Consider the following 19,457-nt stretch of genomic DNA (forward strand, 5'->3'; position numbering starts at 1 on the left):
AATGAAAACAGCGAGTCTTTCAAAAAAACAGGATGAAAAATTGAAACGTCCCTTCATATTGCTGGCCATCATGCTGGCCATGTTCATGAACGCCATTGAAGGGACCATCGTATCAACGGCAATGCCGGCCATTGTCAGTGATTTAGGTGGCTTTTCCTTATACAGCTGGGTGTTTTCAGGTTATTTGTTAATGAATGCCGTGACCGTCTTGATTTATGGAAAGCTATCCGATATCCTCGGAAGAAAACCGGTTTTATTATTTGGAATTGCTATATTTTTAATTGGCTCATTTCTTTGTGGCTTTGCCAATAGTATGACTGAACTTATCATTTACCGGTTTATTCAAGGTTTTGGCGCTGGGGCTGTAGCTCCTGTAGCTTCAACGATCATTGGGGATATCTATAAAAATGACGAGCGGGCACGTGTTCAAGGGTATCTATCGAGTGTATGGGGCATTTCGGCGGTCATGGGACCGGCGCTTGGAGGCTTGCTTGTTGAAAACCTAACCTGGAAGCTTGTGTTCTGGGTGAATATCCCTCTTGGCATTTTATCTTTTATCGGAATATGGTTTTTCCTTCATGAAAATATCGAAAAGAAAAAACGGGATATCGATTACTTGGGAGCTTCCTTATTGACCCTGTCCATCTCCACTCTCATGCTGGTCCTTGTAGAAGGTGGAAATTGGTCATGGGCTTCGGCTCCGATCATTTCATTGGCATTGGTGGCACTGCTTGCCTTCATCTTGTTCATCCTCCAGGAAAAGCGGGCAGCCGAACCAATGATGCCCTTTGAAATCTGGCAGGAGCGCTCCATCTTGATTGCTAATCTTGTATCGCTTACGACAGGGGTCATGATGATCGGTTTGTCGAGCTTCCTTCCGACATTCGTTCAAGGTGTAATGGAACGTTCGCCAACGGTGGCCGGTTTTACCTTGACTGCCATGTCGATTGGCTGGCCGATTGCATCCATGGTTTCAGGTCGGCTCTTAATGAAGATTGGATTTAAATCGACTTCTCTCCTAGGTGGATGTTCCTTGATTATCGGAAGCTTGATCCTGGTCTGGATGAAGCCTGAAGCAGGCCCTCTCCTGGCAGCGATTGGCTCTTTCTTCGTCGGGGTGGGAATGGGGCTGACTTCCACTTCATTCATTGTCGTCATCCAGAAGACGGTCAGCTGGGAACGGCGTGGAATTGCTACAGCATCCAATATGTTCATGCGTAATTTAGGCAATACGGTAGGAGCTGCCTTGCTTGGAGGAGTCATGAATACCAAACTTCACTCCTATATAAGCGAACATGAACCTGCAGGGACGGAAGTGACGATCGATACCGCCAATAAATTATTGAACAGTGAAGAAAGGGAAATGCTTCCTGATACTGTCGTGAAGGTTCTGCAGGAAGGTCTCACATTGTCGCTGCACACGATTTATCTCATTGTCCTCGCTTTTTCTATAGTTAGCTTCATTTTGCTTACGAGACTAACGAAGAATAAATAGGCCTAATAGCTAAAGGCAGTCTCATTCATGAGGTTGCCTTTACTTAGGGAGGGGCCAACGCGGATGATCAATCGAGATGAACTCAGCTGTCTCACAGAGATGTTCTGGGCGACAAGAACGTCTAGCTGGGAACCGCTTGTAAAATAAAGTAAATATCCGTCCGATGTTACCTGCAAGGAAGACGGTGATGCTTGAAGCTGTTAAGCTTATGAACGTTTGGAATCTAGTGAAGGCGAGGGATTGAAGGTACGTGGTGCCATTGGTTGCCCATCCTGGACCGAACACTGATCCCGAATCCGGTTTGGGCTTCTTGTGGAAATTCATCACCAAGGAAATCGTCAAGAGACTGATGGCATAAGTGCATCATCTTTTCAGAAAAAGAATTGGCAAAAAGGCCGCCAACCAAGGCTAATACGAAAAGAAAACATAATGGGGAAAATGCTGAGCTTATGACTTGGTGAATCGGGAAACCTATTCAAGGAGGATAGGAGTGCCAATAAGGCCTTCTCTGCATGCTAAAATGACTTCGAAGGAGGCTTGCAAAACGGATGACCAGCAATAAAATGATCGGTAGCGGAAATCACTCCGTTTCTTTTCCCTTGTATTATAAGCGGACTTTGTTGATAATTACATGTAAATAATTTAAATCATCGTGATAAGAATTAATTATCAAGAGGTTGGTGTGTATGTCATTTTCAGAATTTCATCTATTATCCGTACTAGCTCAAGAAATGAATATGAGAAAAGCGGCTGAGCGCTTGTTTGTTTCGCAACCGGCTTTATCTCAGCGTTTACAATCAATAGAAAAGGATTGGGGCTCGAAACTGTTCCTCCGTTCACAAAAAGGACTTTCAATGACGCCTGCAGGAGAAGCGGTGATACGATTGGCAAATGAGGTGATCGAAAAAGAAGAGAAGGTAAGGGAAAGCATCCAGGCAATGGATCATGAAGTATATGGCACTTTAAAAATAGCCTGCGCCTCGATCGTCGGCCAAAATTGGCTGCCTCAAGTCTTGAAGAAGTTTGTCCAAAAATACCCATATGCCAAAATTTCGCTAATCACAGGCTGGAGCAGTGAGATTTTAAAATCTTTATATGAGGGCCAAGTGCATGTTGGCATCATCAGGGGAGCACCTGATTGGAAAGGGATCAAACAGCACTTATTTACCGATATGCTCTATTTGGTGGATACTGAAATGAAGGAATTGAATCAAGTGTTCGAAACGGATCGGCCATTCATTCAGTTTAAAAGTGATTCCAATTATTATCAGGAAATTCAGGACTGGTGGCATCGCCAATTTAAAACGACCCCAAAAAATACAATAGTCGTCGACCAAATTGAAACATGTAAGCAAATGGTGTTCAATGGCATAGGATATGCCATTTTGCCAGCCATTACGTTACATGACAAAGATACGAATGTGTTCAAGATCCCGCTTTTGGATGGGCATAACCATTCGATTGAAAGAGATACCTGGCTTTGCGGATATGAATCCGCTTTTCAGCTAAAGCAGGTGCAAGCATTCACGGAAGTGGTAAAGGAACATATTCGCGAACAAGGCATGATATGAATCCGCTAAAGAACATGTAAGATGGGTGAGTTTAATAAAATCGAGTGACATTCAACTTGTCTTGCCAGCAGTTGTCTGGTAAATTTAAGACGAGTATTGATACATAATTAGGAGGTTTTAACCGGAATGAATAAAATGGATGCAAATGAAATCATTTCTTTTATCTCAAATAGTAAGAAGTCCACACCAGTCAAGGTTTATGTCAAAGGGGATTTAGAAGGCATCGACTTTGGTGCAACTTCCAAAACCTTCATTACAGGGAATACAGGAGTCGTATTCGGCGAATGGTCTGAAGTGGAAGATGCAATTAAAGCGGCTGATACGAAAATCGAGGATTATGTAGTCGAAAATGATCGCCGTAATTCTGCCATTCCTTTATTGGATCTAAAAGGCATCAAAGCCCGTATCGAGCCTGGTGCGATAATCCGTGATCAAGTGTCGATCGGGGACAATGCGGTCATCATGATGGGGGCTTCAATCAATATTGGCTCCGTCATAGGCGAGGGTACGATGATTGACATGAATGCGATTCTTGGCGGTCGGGCTACCGTTGGGAAAAACTGCCATGTCGGTGCAGGGGCTGTATTGGCAGGCGTCATCGAGCCTCCTTCTGCACAACCGGTCATATTGGAAGACGATGTATTGATTGGAGCCAATGCGGTCGTTCTTGAAGGCGTTAAAATCGGAGAGGGTTCAGTTGTAGCGGCTGGCGCTGTCGTAACGAAAGATGTTCCTCCATACTCTGTTGCTGCTGGAATCCCGGCAAAGGTCATCAAGCAAATCGATGAAAAAACGAAATCCAAAACAGAGATTATGCAAGAGCTTCGCCAGCTTTAATTTTTTTAAGAGAATATTGTCTAAAGCGTGGATAATTTTATCCACGCTTTCTGTATAGGGAGGAAAATCATGTGAATATATATCCTTTTGCCGAGATCCGGCGTGAATTGCACCAAATTCCGGAAATTGGATTCAAAGAATTCAAGACCCACCAATACTTAATGGATTACATATTGGGTTTACCCCCTGAGCGAATGGAAATAAAAACTTGGAAAACCGGGATATTCGTCAAGGTGAAGGGAAGGGACCCTCGGAAAATGATTGGCTACAGAGCTGATATAGATGGACTGCCGATCAAAGAAGAGACAGGCTTGCCTTTCGCCTCGACGCATGAGGAGCATATGCATGCATGCGGTCATGATTTCCATATGAGCATCGCTTTGGGTCTATTGACCCATTTCAGCAATAACCCAATCGATGATGATCTACTATTCATTTTTCAGCCAGCGGAAGAAGGGCCAGGCGGTGCGGAGCCAATGCTGAAATCGGATGCGATGTTAAAATGGAAACCGGACATCATTCTTGCCTTGCATATTGCCCCAGAATATCCAGTAGGGACGATTGCCGTTAAGGAAGGGCTTTTATTTGCCAATACATCCGAATTATTCATCGATTTGAAAGGGAAGGGCGGACATGCAGCGTACCCTCATGAAACGAGGGACATGGTCATCGCTGCCTGCTCGCTTGTCGGACAGTTACAAACGATCGTTTCCCGAAATGTCAATCCGCTTGATTCAGCCGTCATTACAGTTGGCAAAATCACCGGAGGCACGGTGCAAAATGTTATAGCCGAGACTGCGCGTCTAGAAGGCACAATACGCACGCTTAATCCAGAAACGATGATTAAGGTCAAGTCGAGGATAAAAGCGCTTGTAGAGGGCTTGGAAGTTGGTTATGAATGCCTTGCAGAGATAGATTATGGCGCCATGTACCATCAAGTATATAATGATGAGCGATTGACCAAGGAATTCATGGAGTTCACTGAGGCGGCAGCTGAGGTTCATTTGCATTGCTGTACGGAAGCGATGACTGGTGAGGATTTTGGTTATATGCTAAAAGAGATTCCTGGTTTCATGTTTTGGCTAGGTGTTTCATCCGAATTCGGGTTGCATCATTCCAAGTTGAATCCTGATGAAAAGGCAATCGAAATTGCGATCAATCATGTTGCCAATTATATAACGTATAAAGGGAACGAAGCTTAAAGTTCATATGGAACACAGAGTAATGATGTTGGAGGGTTTATAGTGAAAAAAGAATTTGCTGTGATTGGTCTAGGGCGTTTTGGCGGCAGTATAGTAAAAACATTGGCGGAAGAAGGATTGGGAGTGCTCGCCATCGATGCCGATGAAGATCGAGTGAATGAATTTGCAAGGATCGCCTCACATGCCGTAGTTGGAGATACGACAGATGAAAATGTGCTGAGAAATTTAGGGATTCGTAATTTCGATCATGTCATTGTAGCCATTGGCGAGAATATTCAGGCGAGTATATTGACGACTCTCATGCTGAAGGAGCTGGGAGTCGGGAATGTTACGGTAAAAGCGCAAAATGATTATCATGAGAAGGTACTTCGGAAAATCGGCGCTGATTATGTTGTGCATCCCGAACGTGACATGGGGAGGAGAATTGCCCATAATATCGTTTCCAATAATATTCTTGATTATTTGGAGCTGTCCGATGAACATTCCATCGTCGAAATAGTTGCAAGCCAAAAGATGAACGGAAACTCCATATTCGACCTTGATATCCGTGCCCACTATGGACTGAATATCGTCGCGATAAAACGGGGGAATGAAATCAACGTCTCCCCGCAGGCAAACGATATGATCCATAAGGGTGATATATTGATCGTTATCGGTGCTGATTCAGATATCAATCGTTTTGAAAAGAAAATCGTGGAATGAAAAAGGGCTGGGCTTAATCATCCGGCCTGACTCTAAGGAAGAACAAAAACCCCAGCCGTTTAATGGCTGGGGTTATTATTGTTTATTGTACCTCCATGATGATCGGTAGGATCATCGGACGGCGCTTAGTCTTTTCATAAAGGAATGGAGACAATGTATCAGTAATTTCATTTTTAATCTCGGACCATTGTGTAGTCTTGCGATCCATCACTTTATTCAAATGCTTAGTAATCAAGGATTGGGCATCGCTGATCAGGTCGCCTGATTCCCTCATGTATACAAACCCGCGAGAGATGATGTCAGGACCCGAAGCAATCTTGAATTCTTTCATATTGATGCTGACAACGACAACGACAAGACCTTCTTCAGACAGGATTCGACGATCGCGCAAAACGATGTTACCGATATCTCCTATGCCGCTACCATCGATGTAAACCGAACCTGAAGGGATTTTACCAGCGATTTGTGCTGTATTTTCACTTAAGGAAAGCACTTCGCCGTTATCCATGATAAAGCAGTTTTCCTCTGGAACCCCGCAGTCGACTGCATGGCGGGCATGAAGTTTTTGCATCCGGTATTCACCATGAATCGGCATGAAGAATTTTGGCTTGATTAAACGCAGCATTAGCTTTTGTTCCTGTTGTCCGCCATGACCTGATGTATGGATATCGCTCAATGGGCCTGAAATGACTTCTGCACCTGCGCGATATAATTGATTAATCGTTCTGGAAACACTGATCGTGTTGCCAGGAATAGGTGAAGAAGAAAATACGACCGTATCACCAGGGATGATTTGGATTTGACGATGTGTTCCATTGGCAATCCTCGAAAGGGCTGCCATAGGTTCACCTTGACTCCCTGTACAAAGGATGGTCACTTTGTTCGCAGGCATGCGATTTAGTTGCTGTACATCAATGAATGTATCTTTCGGTGCCACGATATAGCCAAGGTCTTGGCCTATTGATATGGCGGAATCCATGCTGCGGCCAAAAACGGCAATTTTACGGCCATTTGCAACTGCTGCCTCCACCACTTGCTGAAGCCGGTGAATGTTTGATGCGAATGTTGCAAAAATGATCCTGCCGTCAACCTTACGGAAAATGTCCTGAATGGTATCACCGACACGGCTTTCGGACATCGTGAAATTCTGGACCTCACTATTCGTGCTATCCGACAGTAAGCACAATACACCTTCTTTACCAATTTCAGCCATCTTGGTCAAGTTGGCCGGTTCACCAACTGGAGTGAAGTCGAATTTGAAGTCACCAGTATGGACAATTTGTCCAGGTGGCGTCTTAACAACGATTCCATAGGAATCAGGAATACTGTGGGTTGTCCGGAAGAAGGAGACGGAAGTCTTCCTGAACTTAATCACTTCATCCTCACTGATTTCAATCATCGTCGTCTGGCGTAACAGGCCGTGTTCTTCCAATTTATTGCGAAGCAAGCCAAGTGCCAGCTTCCCGCCGTATACAGGGACGTTCACTTTTCTAAGTAAATATGGAATCCCGCCAATATGGTCTTCATGGCCGTGGGTGATGAAGACACCTTTAATTTTATCTACATTTTTCTCTAAATAGCTGTAGTCTGGAATCACATAGTCAATACCGAGAAGTTCATCTTCCGGAAATTTAATCCCAGCATCAATGACGATGATCTCATCTTGAAACTGAACTGCATATGTGTTCTTACCGATTTCGCCTAAACCGCCCAGGGCGAATACAGCTGTTTGATCATTTTTTACGAATTTCATAAATTATAGCTCCAATACTTTGTAATCTTCATTTTGTTTTTCATAGTCTAAATACGCTCCGGTTACCGGTAGTACGATTTCCACGTTATAAGGTTCTTTTTTTAACTTTAGACGAACGTCACGAACGGATTCACCTTCGACAAACATTGTTTTAGTATTTTCCCTGATGGGAACCTCTGATATGGTTACTTGATAGTATACCTTAAAAACCATTTTAATCTCTCCTCACTTGTATGCATTGCTTTTTTCATTATATATAAAAACAACAATTTTTACATGTTTTTCAACATCATGTAAAAATAAACCCAGCTCCGCCATGAAAACGGAAGGGGTTTTGCTGAACTAAATATACTAATGTCTGACAAAGTATATAAAAATAGATCACCGATTCGTTTAGTCCTCTATCCTCTATCCTATCCGTTTTTACTAGGTGTAAAACTTAAATTGGCAAAGAAAGTTTTGGACAGCTCGTTTTCTGGCGAATTCAGCTTATCTCAATTACTGAAAATCATAAACGTTTCCTTCCTTTTAAAAAAACCGGCTCATATCCAAAACGAAATATGTATAGTAACCACTGGCCGGAACTTTACCAATGGAAAGAATGCTTAACAAGAACTTTACAACAAGGAAGAAGCCCTCCGCAAGTTTTTGAAGGGCTGTCCGAAAAAAATTCGCAAATGGATGACGGCCATGACAAGACATGAATGGCAAATCATGCGATGGATTTTTTTCTTAAAAGATCATTCCACTGTTTTACAAGCTTTTTACGAAGCTTTTTTAACATGGCGATCACACTCCCTTAGTTATTATTGTATAGGATTATTCAATAATGTAAATATGTCTTTACAAGTACTTGGTTCATTTTTGAAAAAAAAGGCTCATATAACAGGTAACTGTATTTTGAGAGGCGAATAGGGAGAAATGGTGAATGGAGTAAGGAGTGATGAACTCTTAACGATAGTATATGCACACTTTTGAATAAAAAACGTGACTTATAGTGGAATTTGGCAGAGTTACTTGACTTATCTTGATGACAATTATTAAATGGGTACATATTAGTAATGGACAAATCGAAAGAATTGGAAGTGAATGATTAGTGAAAATCGTATTTTTTGATATTGATGGAACATTGTTGGATCACGAAAAAAAGTTACCGGCCTCAACGAAAAAAGCCATTAAGCAACTGCAGGACAGCGGGGTGTTCGTTGCGATTGCAACAGGAAGGGCACCATTCATGTTTGAATCCTTGAGGGAAGAGCTGGGCATCGATACATTTGTAAGCTTCAATGGCCAATATGTTGTGTTTGAAGGGAAAGTCGTGTATAAAAACCCACTAAGTACATCTGAGGTAAGGAAACTTCATGAACATGCTGAAAAAAATGAAATTCCTATCGTCTTCATGAATGGAGAAACGATGAAATCAAGTGTTCCTCATCATACCAGAGTCGAAGAAGCGTTAAGCACCTTGAAATTCCCTCACCCTGAGCATGTGGCCGATTTTTATGAGGATCACGAAATATATCAGGCATTATTATTTTGTACGGAAGATGAAGAAGGAAATTATATTGGGAAATATGATGACTTCCATTTCATTAGATGGCATACATATTCAACGGACGTACTCCCATTTGGAGGTTCAAAAGCAGAAGGCATAAAAATATTAATGGAAAAAGTCGGGTTTGCCCTCGAAGATGTCTATGCTTTTGGAGATGGGTTAAATGATATTGAAATGCTTAAAGTGGCGGGCTATGGCGTGGCAATGGGAAATGCCGGGCAACTTGTGAAGCAGGAAGCTGACTTTGTAACGAAAGATGTCGATGAGGATGGCATATATTTCGGTTTGAAGGAACTTGAACTCATATAAAAATAAAAACTCCCGTCGGCCCAACAGGCGGGAGTTTTTCATGAATGGGTCACCGTTCCACCGCTATTGAATTATCTGGCACGGCATAAGGGTCTTCCTGGCTGATATGATCATAAAACATGATTCCGTTCAGATGGTCGATTTCATGTTGGAAGCAAATGGCCGGAATGCCCTTCAGCCGGAGTTGGATCGATTTTCCTTCCAAGTCCGTACCTACAACCGTTATTCGAGCATAACGTGGTACATAGCCGGAAACAGTCCTGTTAACGGAAAGGCATCCTTCTCCGCTTATCAAATAAGCCTTCTCCACGGAATGACTTAGGAGCTTAGGATTGAAAAGCGCATAGCTGTAAAGTTTATCATCCTTATCTTTCAAATGAACCGCTATCATCCTTTTAGAAACGTTCACCTGTGGAGCGGCCAAGCCGATTCCTGCCCGTAACCCATATAGAGAGGCGATATCCGGTTCCTGGCTGTTTTGGACATATTCCATCAAGCTGGCTAAAAGCTGCTTATCAGCGTCCGATGCAGGAAGTGGGACCTCCACTGCGACTTTCCTTAATATAGGGTCGTCTTCTTTAACAAAATCATCCATAGTAAGCATCGTTTTTTCACCCCCATAAAAATTGTTAATGATATGTATAGGGTTATTTTAACAAAAAACGTGCCGAAAGTTAATGGAATGGTTAGAACAATTAAAGAGAATGGGAAAGGGAAAGGATCCGTGGATAAATCCCCTTCCCATCCGTTGTTTTTTATATACGTGTTAAGGTCGATTGAAAAAAGTACATCTTTTTTTGTGATTTAGGGTAACTAGATAACATATTCGGGTAAAGGTAATAGTAATTATCTGTTTAGCATAAGCAAGCGCCGACGATGATGAGCAGGATGAAAAGGACGATGATTAGGGCAAAGCCGCTTCCAAAGCCGCAGCCCCCACCACCGCCACCACATTGCTCACCATAACCATAGCTGGGTGCAGCTGAAACTGGATAACAACATTCCTGGTTGTAACCTCCATACATAATTTCATACCTCCGTATTTGTATTGGTTTTACATGATGACCACTCTGATTTGAAACGGTCAATACAGCCTATGCAGTATGGCTTAAAGGGTGTAGGCTAACGCCCAGTAATGAAAAAATCCTGTTACGAATATGAATGGTACGAGTGTCTGCTGCTTTAACGGAAATCAAAGAATTATAAATCTTCGAAGAAATATCAGAAGGAGCTGTGTATATTGAAGCGTTTTGGCGCAATTGTTATTTTACTTTTTTCCACTTTACTGATCATGGCCGGTTGTTTTAATGGATCACCGGAGGAAAAAGTCCACAAAATTTTAGAAAAAACGGCAGATAAGGAAAGTGAATTCAATCAACATCAGGAGCCGCTTAATAACTTGGAGAAAAAAGAACAAGAACAGTACGAAAAAATCATAAAGCTTGGAATGGATGATTATAAACAAATCGTGGAAATTTCAGATGAAGCAACCAAGAATCTTGACCAACGGGAAGAAATAATCGATAAGGAACAAAGCAGTATGCAATCCTCAAAAGAAGAATTTGATAAGATAGATGTACAAATCGGCAAAATAGAGGATGAAAAGGTTAAAAAAGAAGCGACTGAAATGAAAAAAGTCATGGCTGAACGATATGACACCTATGACAAATTATATGAAGCCTACCAGGAAAGCCTTGCTTATGATCGTGAGTTATATGAGCTGTTTAAAAAAGAAGATTTGAAAATGGATGAATTACAAGGTCAAATCAAGAAAATCAATACCTCTTATGAAAAAGTATTGAAAACTAATAAGCAATTTAACGCGTTAACGGAAAAATCCAATCAAAAAAAAGAAAGTTTTTATGACAGTTCAGGCATAGAAAAGGCTGATTCTACAAAAGAATAAATATTGATGGGCTGTGATTTTAACTCACAGCTCCTTTTTTGTAGATCAACCTATATCCGTTCCTGCGGAAATTCCGGGATCACTATTCGAGCAAACTGAATAGTGAAAAAATCAATACCTGTACTAAAAGAAATCAAATGCGGAAAATCTAACAGCAGATTGAGATGAAAGCGTTTGAATATTTTTTCGGAATATTCCCTCAATTATCAATAATGCCTTTAGTTCAAGGGATTTTCGAATCGCTTGGATGCGTGAGTCAATGCAAATGATATCCTTTGGCATACGTGAATTGAAAGATGGGACAATTTTAATGGAACAGTTATAAAACCAAAACTAGTACAGAGGCACAAATTCCATGTTGGGTGTTCTATAGGTTTAAAATATTTAGCGACTTCAAGACATTGACTGTTACTAAATCACCTTGTAAATTTATATTTAGATATCCCTTGTATCATTTTCCTTGATTTTTTTTATGGTACAGATTAAGATTGAAGCATATTAAGCGTATCCACGTTTGAGGGATTGGTCTTAAGGGAAAAATAATTCAATGGATTGTTGAAGAAGCTAAAAAGCAAACTATCTTTGCTTTGTAGAAGAATAATCACAAACCTTTTTAATGAAAGGATGAGGTGCCAAATGGCTCAAAAAACGAAACAAGCTAAAATTAATGTTCAGGATCAGCTTAAGAAAGTGGAAGAACAATTTGAAACTTTTCAAATCATAAACGAAGAGGGAGAAGTCGTTAATGAAGCGGCAATGCCTGATCTAAGTGATGACCAGTTGCAAGAATTGATGCGTCGTATGGTTTATACACGTATTTTGGATCAACGTTCAATCTCATTGAATCGCCAAGGACGGTTAGGGTTCTATGCACCGACTGCCGGTCAAGAGGCTTCTCAAATCGCGTCCCAATATGCATTGGAGAAAGAGGATTTCATTCTTCCAGGCTATCGTGATGTTCCGCAAATCGTTTGGCATGGCCTGCCATTATGGCAAGCGTTCTTATTCTCCCGCGGACATTTCAAAGGTAATCAAATTCCTGAGGATGTTAATGTCATTTCACCGCAAATCATTATCGGGGCTCAATATATTCAAGCGGCTGGCGTAGCGCTTGGACTGAAAAAACGCGGTAAAAAAGCGGTAGCGATCACTTATACAGGTGATGGCGGTACTTCACAAGGTGACTTCTATGAAGGAATCAACTTTGCGGGTGCATTTAAAGCGCCGGCTATCTTCATCGTGCAAAATAACCGTTTCGCGATCTCAACTCCAGTTGATTTGCAATCTGCGGCGAAAACATTAGCACAAAAGGGTGTGGCTGCAGGTATTCCGGGTATTCAAGTTGATGGGATGGATGCATTGGCCGTTTATACTGCCGTTAAGGAAGCGCGTGAACGTGCAATTAATGGCGAGGGCCCTACACTGATCGAAACATTGACGTACCGTTATGGACCACATACGATGGCTGGAGATGATCCGACACGCTACCGTACTTCCGACATGGATAATGAGTGGGAACTGAAAGACCCATTGGTTCGTTTCCGTAAGTTCTTGGAAAGCAAAAATCTTTGGAATGAAGAATTAGAGAACGAAACGATAGAAAAAGCTAAAGAAGATATCAAAGAGGCAATCAAGAAGGCAGATGCAGAACCTAAGCAAAAAGTTACTGACCTTATTGAAAACATGTTCGAAGAAATGCCTTACAACCTAAAAGAACAATATGAAATTTATAAAGAGAAGGAGTCGAAGTAAGCCATGGCTCAATTGACGATGATCCAAGCAATTACAGAAGCATTACGTACAGAACTTAAAAATGACGAAAACGTACTCGTTTTTGGAGAAGATGTCGGTCTTAATGGTGGAGTATTCCGTGCAACCGAAAATCTTCAAAAAGAATTCGGCGAAGATCGTGTATTTGACACACCTCTTGCTGAATCTGGAATCGGTGGATTAGCGGTCGGTCTTTCTTTACAAGGTTTCCGTGCTGTTCCTGAAATTCAATTCTTCGGATTCATATATGAAGTAATGGACTCCGTAAGCGGTCAGCTTGCCCGTATGCGCTACCGTTCAGGCGGACGCTACAGTGCACCTGTTACGATTCGTTCACCATTCGGAGGCGGAGTGCATACTCCTGAAATGCATGCGGATAGTTTAGAAGGTTTAATGGCCCAGCAACCAGGTTTAAAAGTAGTCATCCCTTCAACGCCTTACGATGCAAAAGGCTTATTGATTTCAGCTATTCGCGACAACGATCCCGTCATTTTCCTAGAGCATATGAAATTGTACCGCTCGTTCCGTCAGGAAGTTCCTGAAGAAGAGTATACAATTCCGTTAGGAAAAGCGGATGTTAAAAGAGAAGGAACGGATTTATCCATTATAACTTACGGTGCGATGGTACAGGAATCCATCAAGGCAGCGGAAGAATTGGCCAAGGATGGTCATTCGGTTGAGGTTGTCGATTTAAGGACTGTATCTCCACTTGATATTGAAACAATCATTGGTTCTGTTGAAAAAACGGGACGCGCCATCGTTGTTCAAGAAGCACAAAAACAAGCTGGTATAGCGGCTAATGTTGTTGCAGAAATTAACGAACGTGCCATTTTGAGCTTGGATGCTCCTGTATTGAGAGTGGCAGCTGCCGATACGGTATTCCCGTTCTCTCAAGCTGAAACGGTATGGCTACCTAATTATAAAGACATTATGGAAACGGCGACTAAAGTCTTAAAGTTTTAACTTATCTTAAGTAATGCGAATGAAAGTGCTTGCTTGAGAAAGAATTAGCAATAATGAAATGCAAGATAAAGGACTTTATTCGAAGCACTAAGTATGATTTAATATAGGAGGTTGAACTCAGTGGCATTCCAATTTAGACTCCCAGATATCGGAGAAGGTATACACGAAGGTGAAATAGTGAAATGGTTTGTTAAACCAGGAGATAAGATTCAAGAGGATGACGTGCTTTGCGAGGTTCAAAACGATAAAGCCGTTGTAGAAATCCCATCACCTGTTGAAGGTACGGTGGAAGAAATTCTTGTTGAAGAAGGAACGGTTGCCGTTGTTGGTGATGTTCTTGTGAAATTCGACGCTCCAGGTTATGAAAACCTTCAGTTTAAAGGGGATCATGGAGACGAAGAGAAGGCCGAAAGCGATAAGGATACGGAGGCTCAGGTTCAAGCTACGGCTGAAGCTGGACAAGAAGTCAAGAAAGAGGCTGCTCCGGACCAAGCTAATAGTGCAGAAACGGGCGCGGGAGAACAACCACAGGTTGAGGTAGATCCTTCGCGACGTATCATCGCCATGCCTTCTGTTAGGAAATATGCACGCGAACAAGGGGTAAACATTCGTGAGGTTTCTGGTTCTGGGGATAACGGCCGTATCATGAAAGAGGACATCGATGCTTTCAAAAATGGCAAATCCGCTGCTCCACAGCAGCCAGTAGCTGAAAGTGAAGCTTCACAACAACAAAGTGAAAAGGAAACGACCGAAAAATCTAAAGTGTCAATTCCAGAAGGGCAATATCCTGAAACACGCGAGAAAATGAGCGGCATGAGAAAAGCGATCGCTAAAGCGATGGTTAAATCCAAGCAGACAGCTCCGCATGTAACATTGATGGATGAAATCGATGTGACGCTACTCGTCGCTCATCGCAAGAAATTCAAGGATGTTGCTGCTGCAAAAGGAATCAAGCTTACATTCCTTCCTTATGTTGTTAAAGCGTTAACAAGTGCATTGCGTGAATTCCCTATGCTTAACACATCATTTGATGATGAGGCTAGTGAGATTATCCATAAACACTATTACAATATCGGAATTGCGGCAGATACAGACAAAGGCTTGCTCGTTCCTGTTGTTAAAGATGCAGATCGTAAATCACCTTTTGCTATTTCACAAGAAATTAATGAATTAGCCACAAAAGCTCGTGATGGGAAATTGGCTCCTAACGAAATGAAGGGTGCTTCATGCTCAATCACGAATATCGGTTCCGCAGGCGGCCAATGGTTCACACCTGTAATCAATCACCCAGAAGTTGCCATTCTAGGTATTGGACGCATTGCCGAAAAAGCAATTGTACGCGACGGGGAAATTATCGCCGCTCCAGTTCTGGCATTATCACTGAGCTTTGATCACCGCATGATTGATGGAGCAACAGCTCAAAATGCATTGAATCATATCAAAAAGTTATTGAACGACCCAGAATTATTGTTAATGGAGGCGTAAATAATGGTTGTAGGAGATTTTCCAATCGAAACAGATACTTTAGTGATCGGTTCAGGCCCAGGGGGATATGTTGCAGCAATTCGTGCAGCACAGCTTGGACAGAAAGTAACGGTCGTTGAAAAAGGAACGATCGGCGGAGTTTGCTTGAATGTAGGCTGTATCCCATCCAAAGCTTTAATTTCAGCGGGACACCGTTTCCATGAAGCTCAGCATTCAGAAGACATGGGGATCTTTGCAGAAAAAGTTTCTGTTGATTTTTCTAAAGTACAAGCTTGGAAAGGTACTGTTGTAAAAAAATTAACAGGCGGCGTCAGCGGTCTGCTAAAAGGCAATAATGTGGAGGTCGTGACAGGCGAAGCGTATTTCGTTGATGAAAACAGCATCCGTGTTATGAATGAAGACTCAGCTCAAACATATACATTCAAAAACGCTATCATCGCAACTGGTTCATCGCCAATCGAGATTCCGTCATTTAAATATACGAAGCGCGTAATTAACTCGACTGGCGCCCTTGCTTTGGATGAAGTTCCAAAATCAATGGTGGTAATCGGCGGAGGCTACATTGGTACTGAGCTTGGCGGAGCATTCGCAAGCTTTGGCACTAAAGTGACCATCCTTGAAGGTACGGAAGAAATTCTTTCAGCTGGTTTTGAAAAGCAAATGGCAGCACTAGTTAAACGCAACCTCAAGAACAAAGGTGCTGAAATTGTTACAAAAGCAAATGCTAAAGGCGTGGAAGAAACTGAAACAGGCGTAACCGTTACTTATGAAGCAAAAGGCGAAGAGAAAAAAGTCGAAGCTGATTACGTATTGGTAACTGTGGGACGCCGTCCTAATACTGCCGAGATCGGTCTTGAGCAAGTCGGAATCAAAATGACGGACCGCGGTTTGATCGAAACGGATAAACAATGCCGTACAAGCGTAAAAAACATTTATGCGATCGGTGATATCGTTTCTGGACCTCAATTGGCTCATAAAGCTTCTTACGAAGGTAAGATTGCAGCTGAAGCCATTGCTGGACATTCATCAGAAATCGACTACCTTGCCATTCCGGCTGTTGTATTCTCAGAACCGGAACTTGCATCTGTCGGTTACAATGAAAAAGAAGCGAAGGAAGCTGGAATCGAAGCGCTTGCTTCCAAGTTCCCATTCGCTGCAAATGGACGCGCTCTTTCTTTAAACAATACAGATGGATTTGTGAAGCTAATCACTCGCAAAGAAGATGGATTGGTTATTGGAGCACAAATCGCAGGGCCAAACGCATCTGATATGATCGCTGAACTTGGCTTGGCTATCGAAGCGGGAATGACTGCAGAAGATATCGCGATGACGATCCATGCGCATCCAACTCTAGGGGAAATTACAATGGAAGCTGCTGAAGTGGCCCTTGGAACTCCTATTCATATCATTAAATAATTTAATCAATATTAGCGTGCTGCTTCATGCAGCACGCTTTTTTGATTGGATCGGTTCATGAAAAATGAAAGATGGTTCACCGATTTAAGATTTTCTTTATACTATTTAAATGAAAAGGACAAATTGGGCATATGCTATATAAAGGCTTTTTACTTTTTTACTCCAAAAGGTTTGAATATGGCAAAAGAGGATAAAAAATAAGATGAGCAATGTGCTGAACATGGAGTGATTGCTTTTTGACAATATTGGGCCTGGTTTATTCATTGGAAAATGGGGTGGATCACTTGAAAAACTATCTGGTAATCCTCTTTCAACTAATCGTATGGAGTGGCTATACACTGGTTGAATGGCTTTCTGTTAATGATCGGTTTGTCTTCAAGGTATTCATGTTTTTGGTTTTTTCATATTTAGCCATTTACATTGGTAAAATGATTTTGAAATCCAATAAGCGAACTATGCTTGTTACTGTGATAAGCTTATTATGCTATGGACTGTTACAAATCCTTTTAGAGACGTTAGTACCCGTTTATTGAATTTTTCAAGGCCGGCAAAGACACACGAAACCACGGAGGTATCATGATCAACAAAGTAGCAGTATTATTAGTATGTATATCCATTTCACTAATTGCCTGTAATGGCAAAGATTCGGATCACGCGGAAAAAGAACAGAAAAAAAGCATGGAAACGACAGCATCCGTCCAAGATGAAAGCCAGCCAGAGAAAAAAGAGCAGGAAGAAGCACCCAAAGCAAATACGGAGGAAAAGGTTAAGCCGGAATACAGGGTCAATAAAGATACGTGGTCATTTCAACCGATTGGGGATGCAGATCCAAAGGTTGTTCTGTTGACATTTGATGATGCTCCGGATAAATATTCCCTAGAGATTGCTAAAACCCTTCATCGGCTTAAGGTCCCGGCAATATTTTTCGTCAATGGTCATTTTCTTGAAAATGATGAAAATAAAGCGATGTTGAAGGAAATTCATGAACTGGGTTTTCCAATAGGTAACCATACATATTCCCATGTGAATTTAAAGGAATTAACGGAAAAGGAACAAGAGCGGGAAATCGTCAAATTGAATAATTTGGTTGAAGGCATTATAGGGGAACGCCCTAGGTTTTTCAGGGCGCCGTTTGGGTCGAATACCGATCATTCGAAAAAAATTGCCGAGGAAGAAAAAATGTTGGTCATGAATTGGACATACGGATATGATTGGGAAAAGGAATATCAGGATAAAAATGCATTAACAGAGATCATGTTGAATAGTCCTTATTTAGGAAATGGTGCGAACCTCCTTATGCATGACCGTAAATGGACGAGTGAAGCGATAGAGGATATTGTGAAAGGTTTTCAAAAGAAAGGCTATGAGATGCTTGATCCTGAATCGATTGAAACTCCTGCATGAGCTGATTATCAGCTTTTGCAGGTTTTTTCATTTCCTTGGATAATAGTACATTACCCGCTTATTAAAGAGATGGAGCTGTGCCTTTAATTTCTTTGCAAGGAACTTGCATAATTCATTTGCTTTGCCTTTGTCCCCGAAGGTTGCCGTTTCGGGAAGGGTGAACTGGATATAAGATTGGATCCGCTCAAGTCCGTCTTCATCCTTAATGACTTCCTTGTCTACTCCTATCAAGATCATGTGGTAACGATCTTCTTTGGCTTGGAGGTATATGACCTTATCTTTCATTCTTTCAGGAACCTTCATTTCATAAGGGAATGCTTTCTTATCGTAGTCCCAATCCAATTGCTTTCCGGTTTTTGCCGTGATCATTTGATAATAAGTCAGCAATTCTTTTACATCTTCTATGGTTACGGTCGCTTTAACTGACTCCGGAACAAGCTTGATATACGCATTTTCTGTCATTGCGATCCCCCTTAATCTCTAGGTTTTAACAATATATTAACATTTTTTGGTTGATTTATATACTTATCTATATGTATATTTAATGGTAAAATTACTTTTTACCTTTTTTGGTTAAGGTAGGGAGCCATAATCGATGTTCCTGCGAAGTTTTTGCCTAAAGGATGCCGTGTCCAATGGAAATGGGATTAAATGAAGGAAAAGATCCTTTTGTAACTGCCTTTGAATGAATGAACGGAAAAGTTAAATATGTTATACTTTTTTTGCTTGAAATTATAAATGTGTTATATTATAATTCATTTAAAGCGGTTACATTAGTGGAATGTTGCATACAATATAGAGGAAGGGGTTGTAAAAATGGGAACTATCGTATGTCAAACTTGCAATAGCACGATTGAACATTTTGAAGATGAAAAAGTAAGTGTACTTTATACACACAATCACAACTGCCAAAGCTGTGATACAGCTGCCTCTCAGAAATAATATGGAAAATCTTCGATAAGAATAATAGAATTCAAGAGTGCTTCAGGAGTTTGACTCTGAGGCATTTTTTTTTTTGAGAATCCAATCGGTATGCGTTTTAGAACTTAATATATATAAAAAAACCAGGGCGGACAACCGCTCTGGTCT

Annotated in this window: 18 protein-coding genes; 13 read left to right on the forward strand and 5 right to left on the reverse strand. The window is 41.5% G+C overall.

The genetic code is table 11. The features are described 5' to 3' along the window. Position 1: 1 nt before the first annotated feature. The 5 genes from ABE28_RS07095 (at position 2) to ABE28_RS07115 (ending at position 5,807) form a co-directional block, all read left to right on the forward strand. Positions 2-1,495, forward strand: a complete 1,494-nt coding sequence (locus ABE28_RS07095) for an MDR family MFS transporter (protein ID WP_064466423.1) — start codon at positions 2-4, stop codon at positions 1,493-1,495. Between the two features lie 686 nt (positions 1,496-2,181). After that, positions 2,182-3,066 carry a transcriptional regulator CcpC gene (locus ABE28_RS07100; protein WP_064466422.1) on the forward strand — a complete coding sequence of 295 codons (885 nt, stop codon included), beginning with the start codon at positions 2,182-2,184 and terminating at the stop codon, positions 3,064-3,066. Positions 3,067-3,192: 126 nt separating this feature from the next. Then, positions 3,193-3,903: a 2,3,4,5-tetrahydropyridine-2,6-dicarboxylate N-acetyltransferase gene (dapD, locus tag ABE28_RS07105; protein WP_064466421.1), complete on the forward strand. Its 711-nt coding sequence runs from the start codon at positions 3,193-3,195 to the stop codon at positions 3,901-3,903. A gap of 77 nt (positions 3,904-3,980) precedes the next feature. Then, positions 3,981-5,105: an N-acetyldiaminopimelate deacetylase gene (locus tag ABE28_RS07110; protein ID WP_083232233.1), complete on the forward strand. Its 1,125-nt coding sequence runs from the start codon at positions 3,981-3,983 to the stop codon at positions 5,103-5,105. Positions 5,106-5,147: 42 nt separating this feature from the next. Next, a complete protein-coding gene (locus ABE28_RS07115; RefSeq protein WP_064466419.1) occupies positions 5,148-5,807 on the forward strand; it encodes a potassium channel family protein in 660 nt (219 codons plus the stop codon). Positions 5,808-5,889: 82 nt separating this feature from the next. On the opposite strand, the gene rnjA is transcribed toward ABE28_RS07115, so the two are convergent. After that, positions 5,890-7,560: a ribonuclease J1 gene (gene rnjA, locus ABE28_RS07120; RefSeq protein ID WP_064466418.1), complete on the reverse strand. Its 1,671-nt coding sequence runs from the start codon at positions 7,558-7,560 to the stop codon at positions 5,890-5,892. A 3-nt stretch (positions 7,561-7,563) separates the two neighbouring features. After that, entirely contained in the window at positions 7,564-7,773 is a 210-nt protein-coding gene (locus tag ABE28_RS07125) for a DNA-dependent RNA polymerase subunit epsilon (protein WP_061144117.1), read from the reverse strand. Positions 7,774-8,656: 883 nt separating this feature from the next. Between ABE28_RS07125 and ABE28_RS07130 the strand changes: the two genes are divergently transcribed. After that, positions 8,657-9,424 (forward strand): Cof-type HAD-IIB family hydrolase, encoded by a 768-nt coding sequence (locus ABE28_RS07130; protein ID WP_064466417.1) that lies wholly within the window; start codon positions 8,657-8,659, stop codon positions 9,422-9,424. Positions 9,425-9,473: 49 nt separating this feature from the next. Here the strand turns inward: ABE28_RS07130 and def are convergent, their stop codons facing one another. After that, positions 9,474-10,028 carry a peptide deformylase gene (gene def, locus ABE28_RS07135; RefSeq protein ID WP_064466416.1) on the reverse strand — a complete coding sequence of 185 codons (555 nt, stop codon included), beginning with the start codon at positions 10,026-10,028 and terminating at the stop codon, positions 9,474-9,476. Between the two features lie 250 nt (positions 10,029-10,278). After that, positions 10,279-10,449, reverse strand: coding sequence for a YjcZ family sporulation protein (locus ABE28_RS24395; protein ID WP_083231983.1), 171 nt, complete (start codon positions 10,447-10,449; stop codon positions 10,279-10,281). 215 nt (positions 10,450-10,664) lie between these two features. On the opposite strand from ABE28_RS24395, the gene ABE28_RS07140 reads away from it, so the two are divergent. From ABE28_RS07140 to ABE28_RS07170, 6 genes are all read left to right on the forward strand, one after another. Beyond that, entirely contained in the window at positions 10,665-11,330 is a 666-nt protein-coding gene (locus ABE28_RS07140) for a YkyA family protein (protein WP_083231984.1), read from the forward strand. Between the two features lie 636 nt (positions 11,331-11,966). Next, positions 11,967-13,082, forward strand: coding sequence for a pyruvate dehydrogenase (acetyl-transferring) E1 component subunit alpha (gene pdhA, locus ABE28_RS07145; RefSeq protein ID WP_064466414.1), 1,116 nt, complete (start codon positions 11,967-11,969; stop codon positions 13,080-13,082). A gap of 3 nt (positions 13,083-13,085) precedes the next feature. Next, positions 13,086-14,063: an alpha-ketoacid dehydrogenase subunit beta gene (locus ABE28_RS07150; protein ID WP_064466413.1), complete on the forward strand. Its 978-nt coding sequence runs from the start codon at positions 13,086-13,088 to the stop codon at positions 14,061-14,063. 120 nt (positions 14,064-14,183) lie between these two features. Continuing rightward, positions 14,184-15,548 carry a dihydrolipoamide acetyltransferase family protein gene (locus ABE28_RS07155; protein WP_064466412.1) on the forward strand — a complete coding sequence of 455 codons (1,365 nt, stop codon included), beginning with the start codon at positions 14,184-14,186 and terminating at the stop codon, positions 15,546-15,548. A gap of 3 nt (positions 15,549-15,551) precedes the next feature. Further along, positions 15,552-16,964 (forward strand): dihydrolipoyl dehydrogenase, encoded by a 1,413-nt coding sequence (gene lpdA / locus ABE28_RS07160; RefSeq protein WP_061144109.1) that lies wholly within the window; start codon positions 15,552-15,554, stop codon positions 16,962-16,964. Between the two features lie 576 nt (positions 16,965-17,540). Next, a complete protein-coding gene (locus ABE28_RS07170) occupies positions 17,541-18,368 on the forward strand; it encodes a polysaccharide deacetylase family protein (protein ID WP_064466411.1) in 828 nt (275 codons plus the stop codon). Positions 18,369-18,395: 27 nt separating this feature from the next. Here ABE28_RS07170 and ABE28_RS07175 read toward each other — a convergent pair whose 3' ends face one another. Then, the gene (locus ABE28_RS07175) at positions 18,396-18,830 is read right to left on the reverse strand and encodes a DUF1885 family protein (RefSeq protein WP_064466410.1); all 435 of its coding nucleotides are present in this window, start codon (positions 18,828-18,830) and stop codon (positions 18,396-18,398) included. A 354-nt stretch (positions 18,831-19,184) separates the two neighbouring features. On the opposite strand from ABE28_RS07175, the gene ABE28_RS24400 reads away from it, so the two are divergent. Beyond that, positions 19,185-19,310, forward strand: a complete 126-nt coding sequence (locus tag ABE28_RS24400; RefSeq protein WP_083231985.1) for a GapA-binding peptide SR1P — start codon at positions 19,185-19,187, stop codon at positions 19,308-19,310. Positions 19,311-19,457 lie beyond the last annotated feature (147 nt).

Source organism: Peribacillus muralis, assembly GCF_001645685.2.
Lineage (GTDB): Bacteria > Bacillota > Bacilli > Bacillales > DSM-1321 > Peribacillus > Peribacillus muralis_A.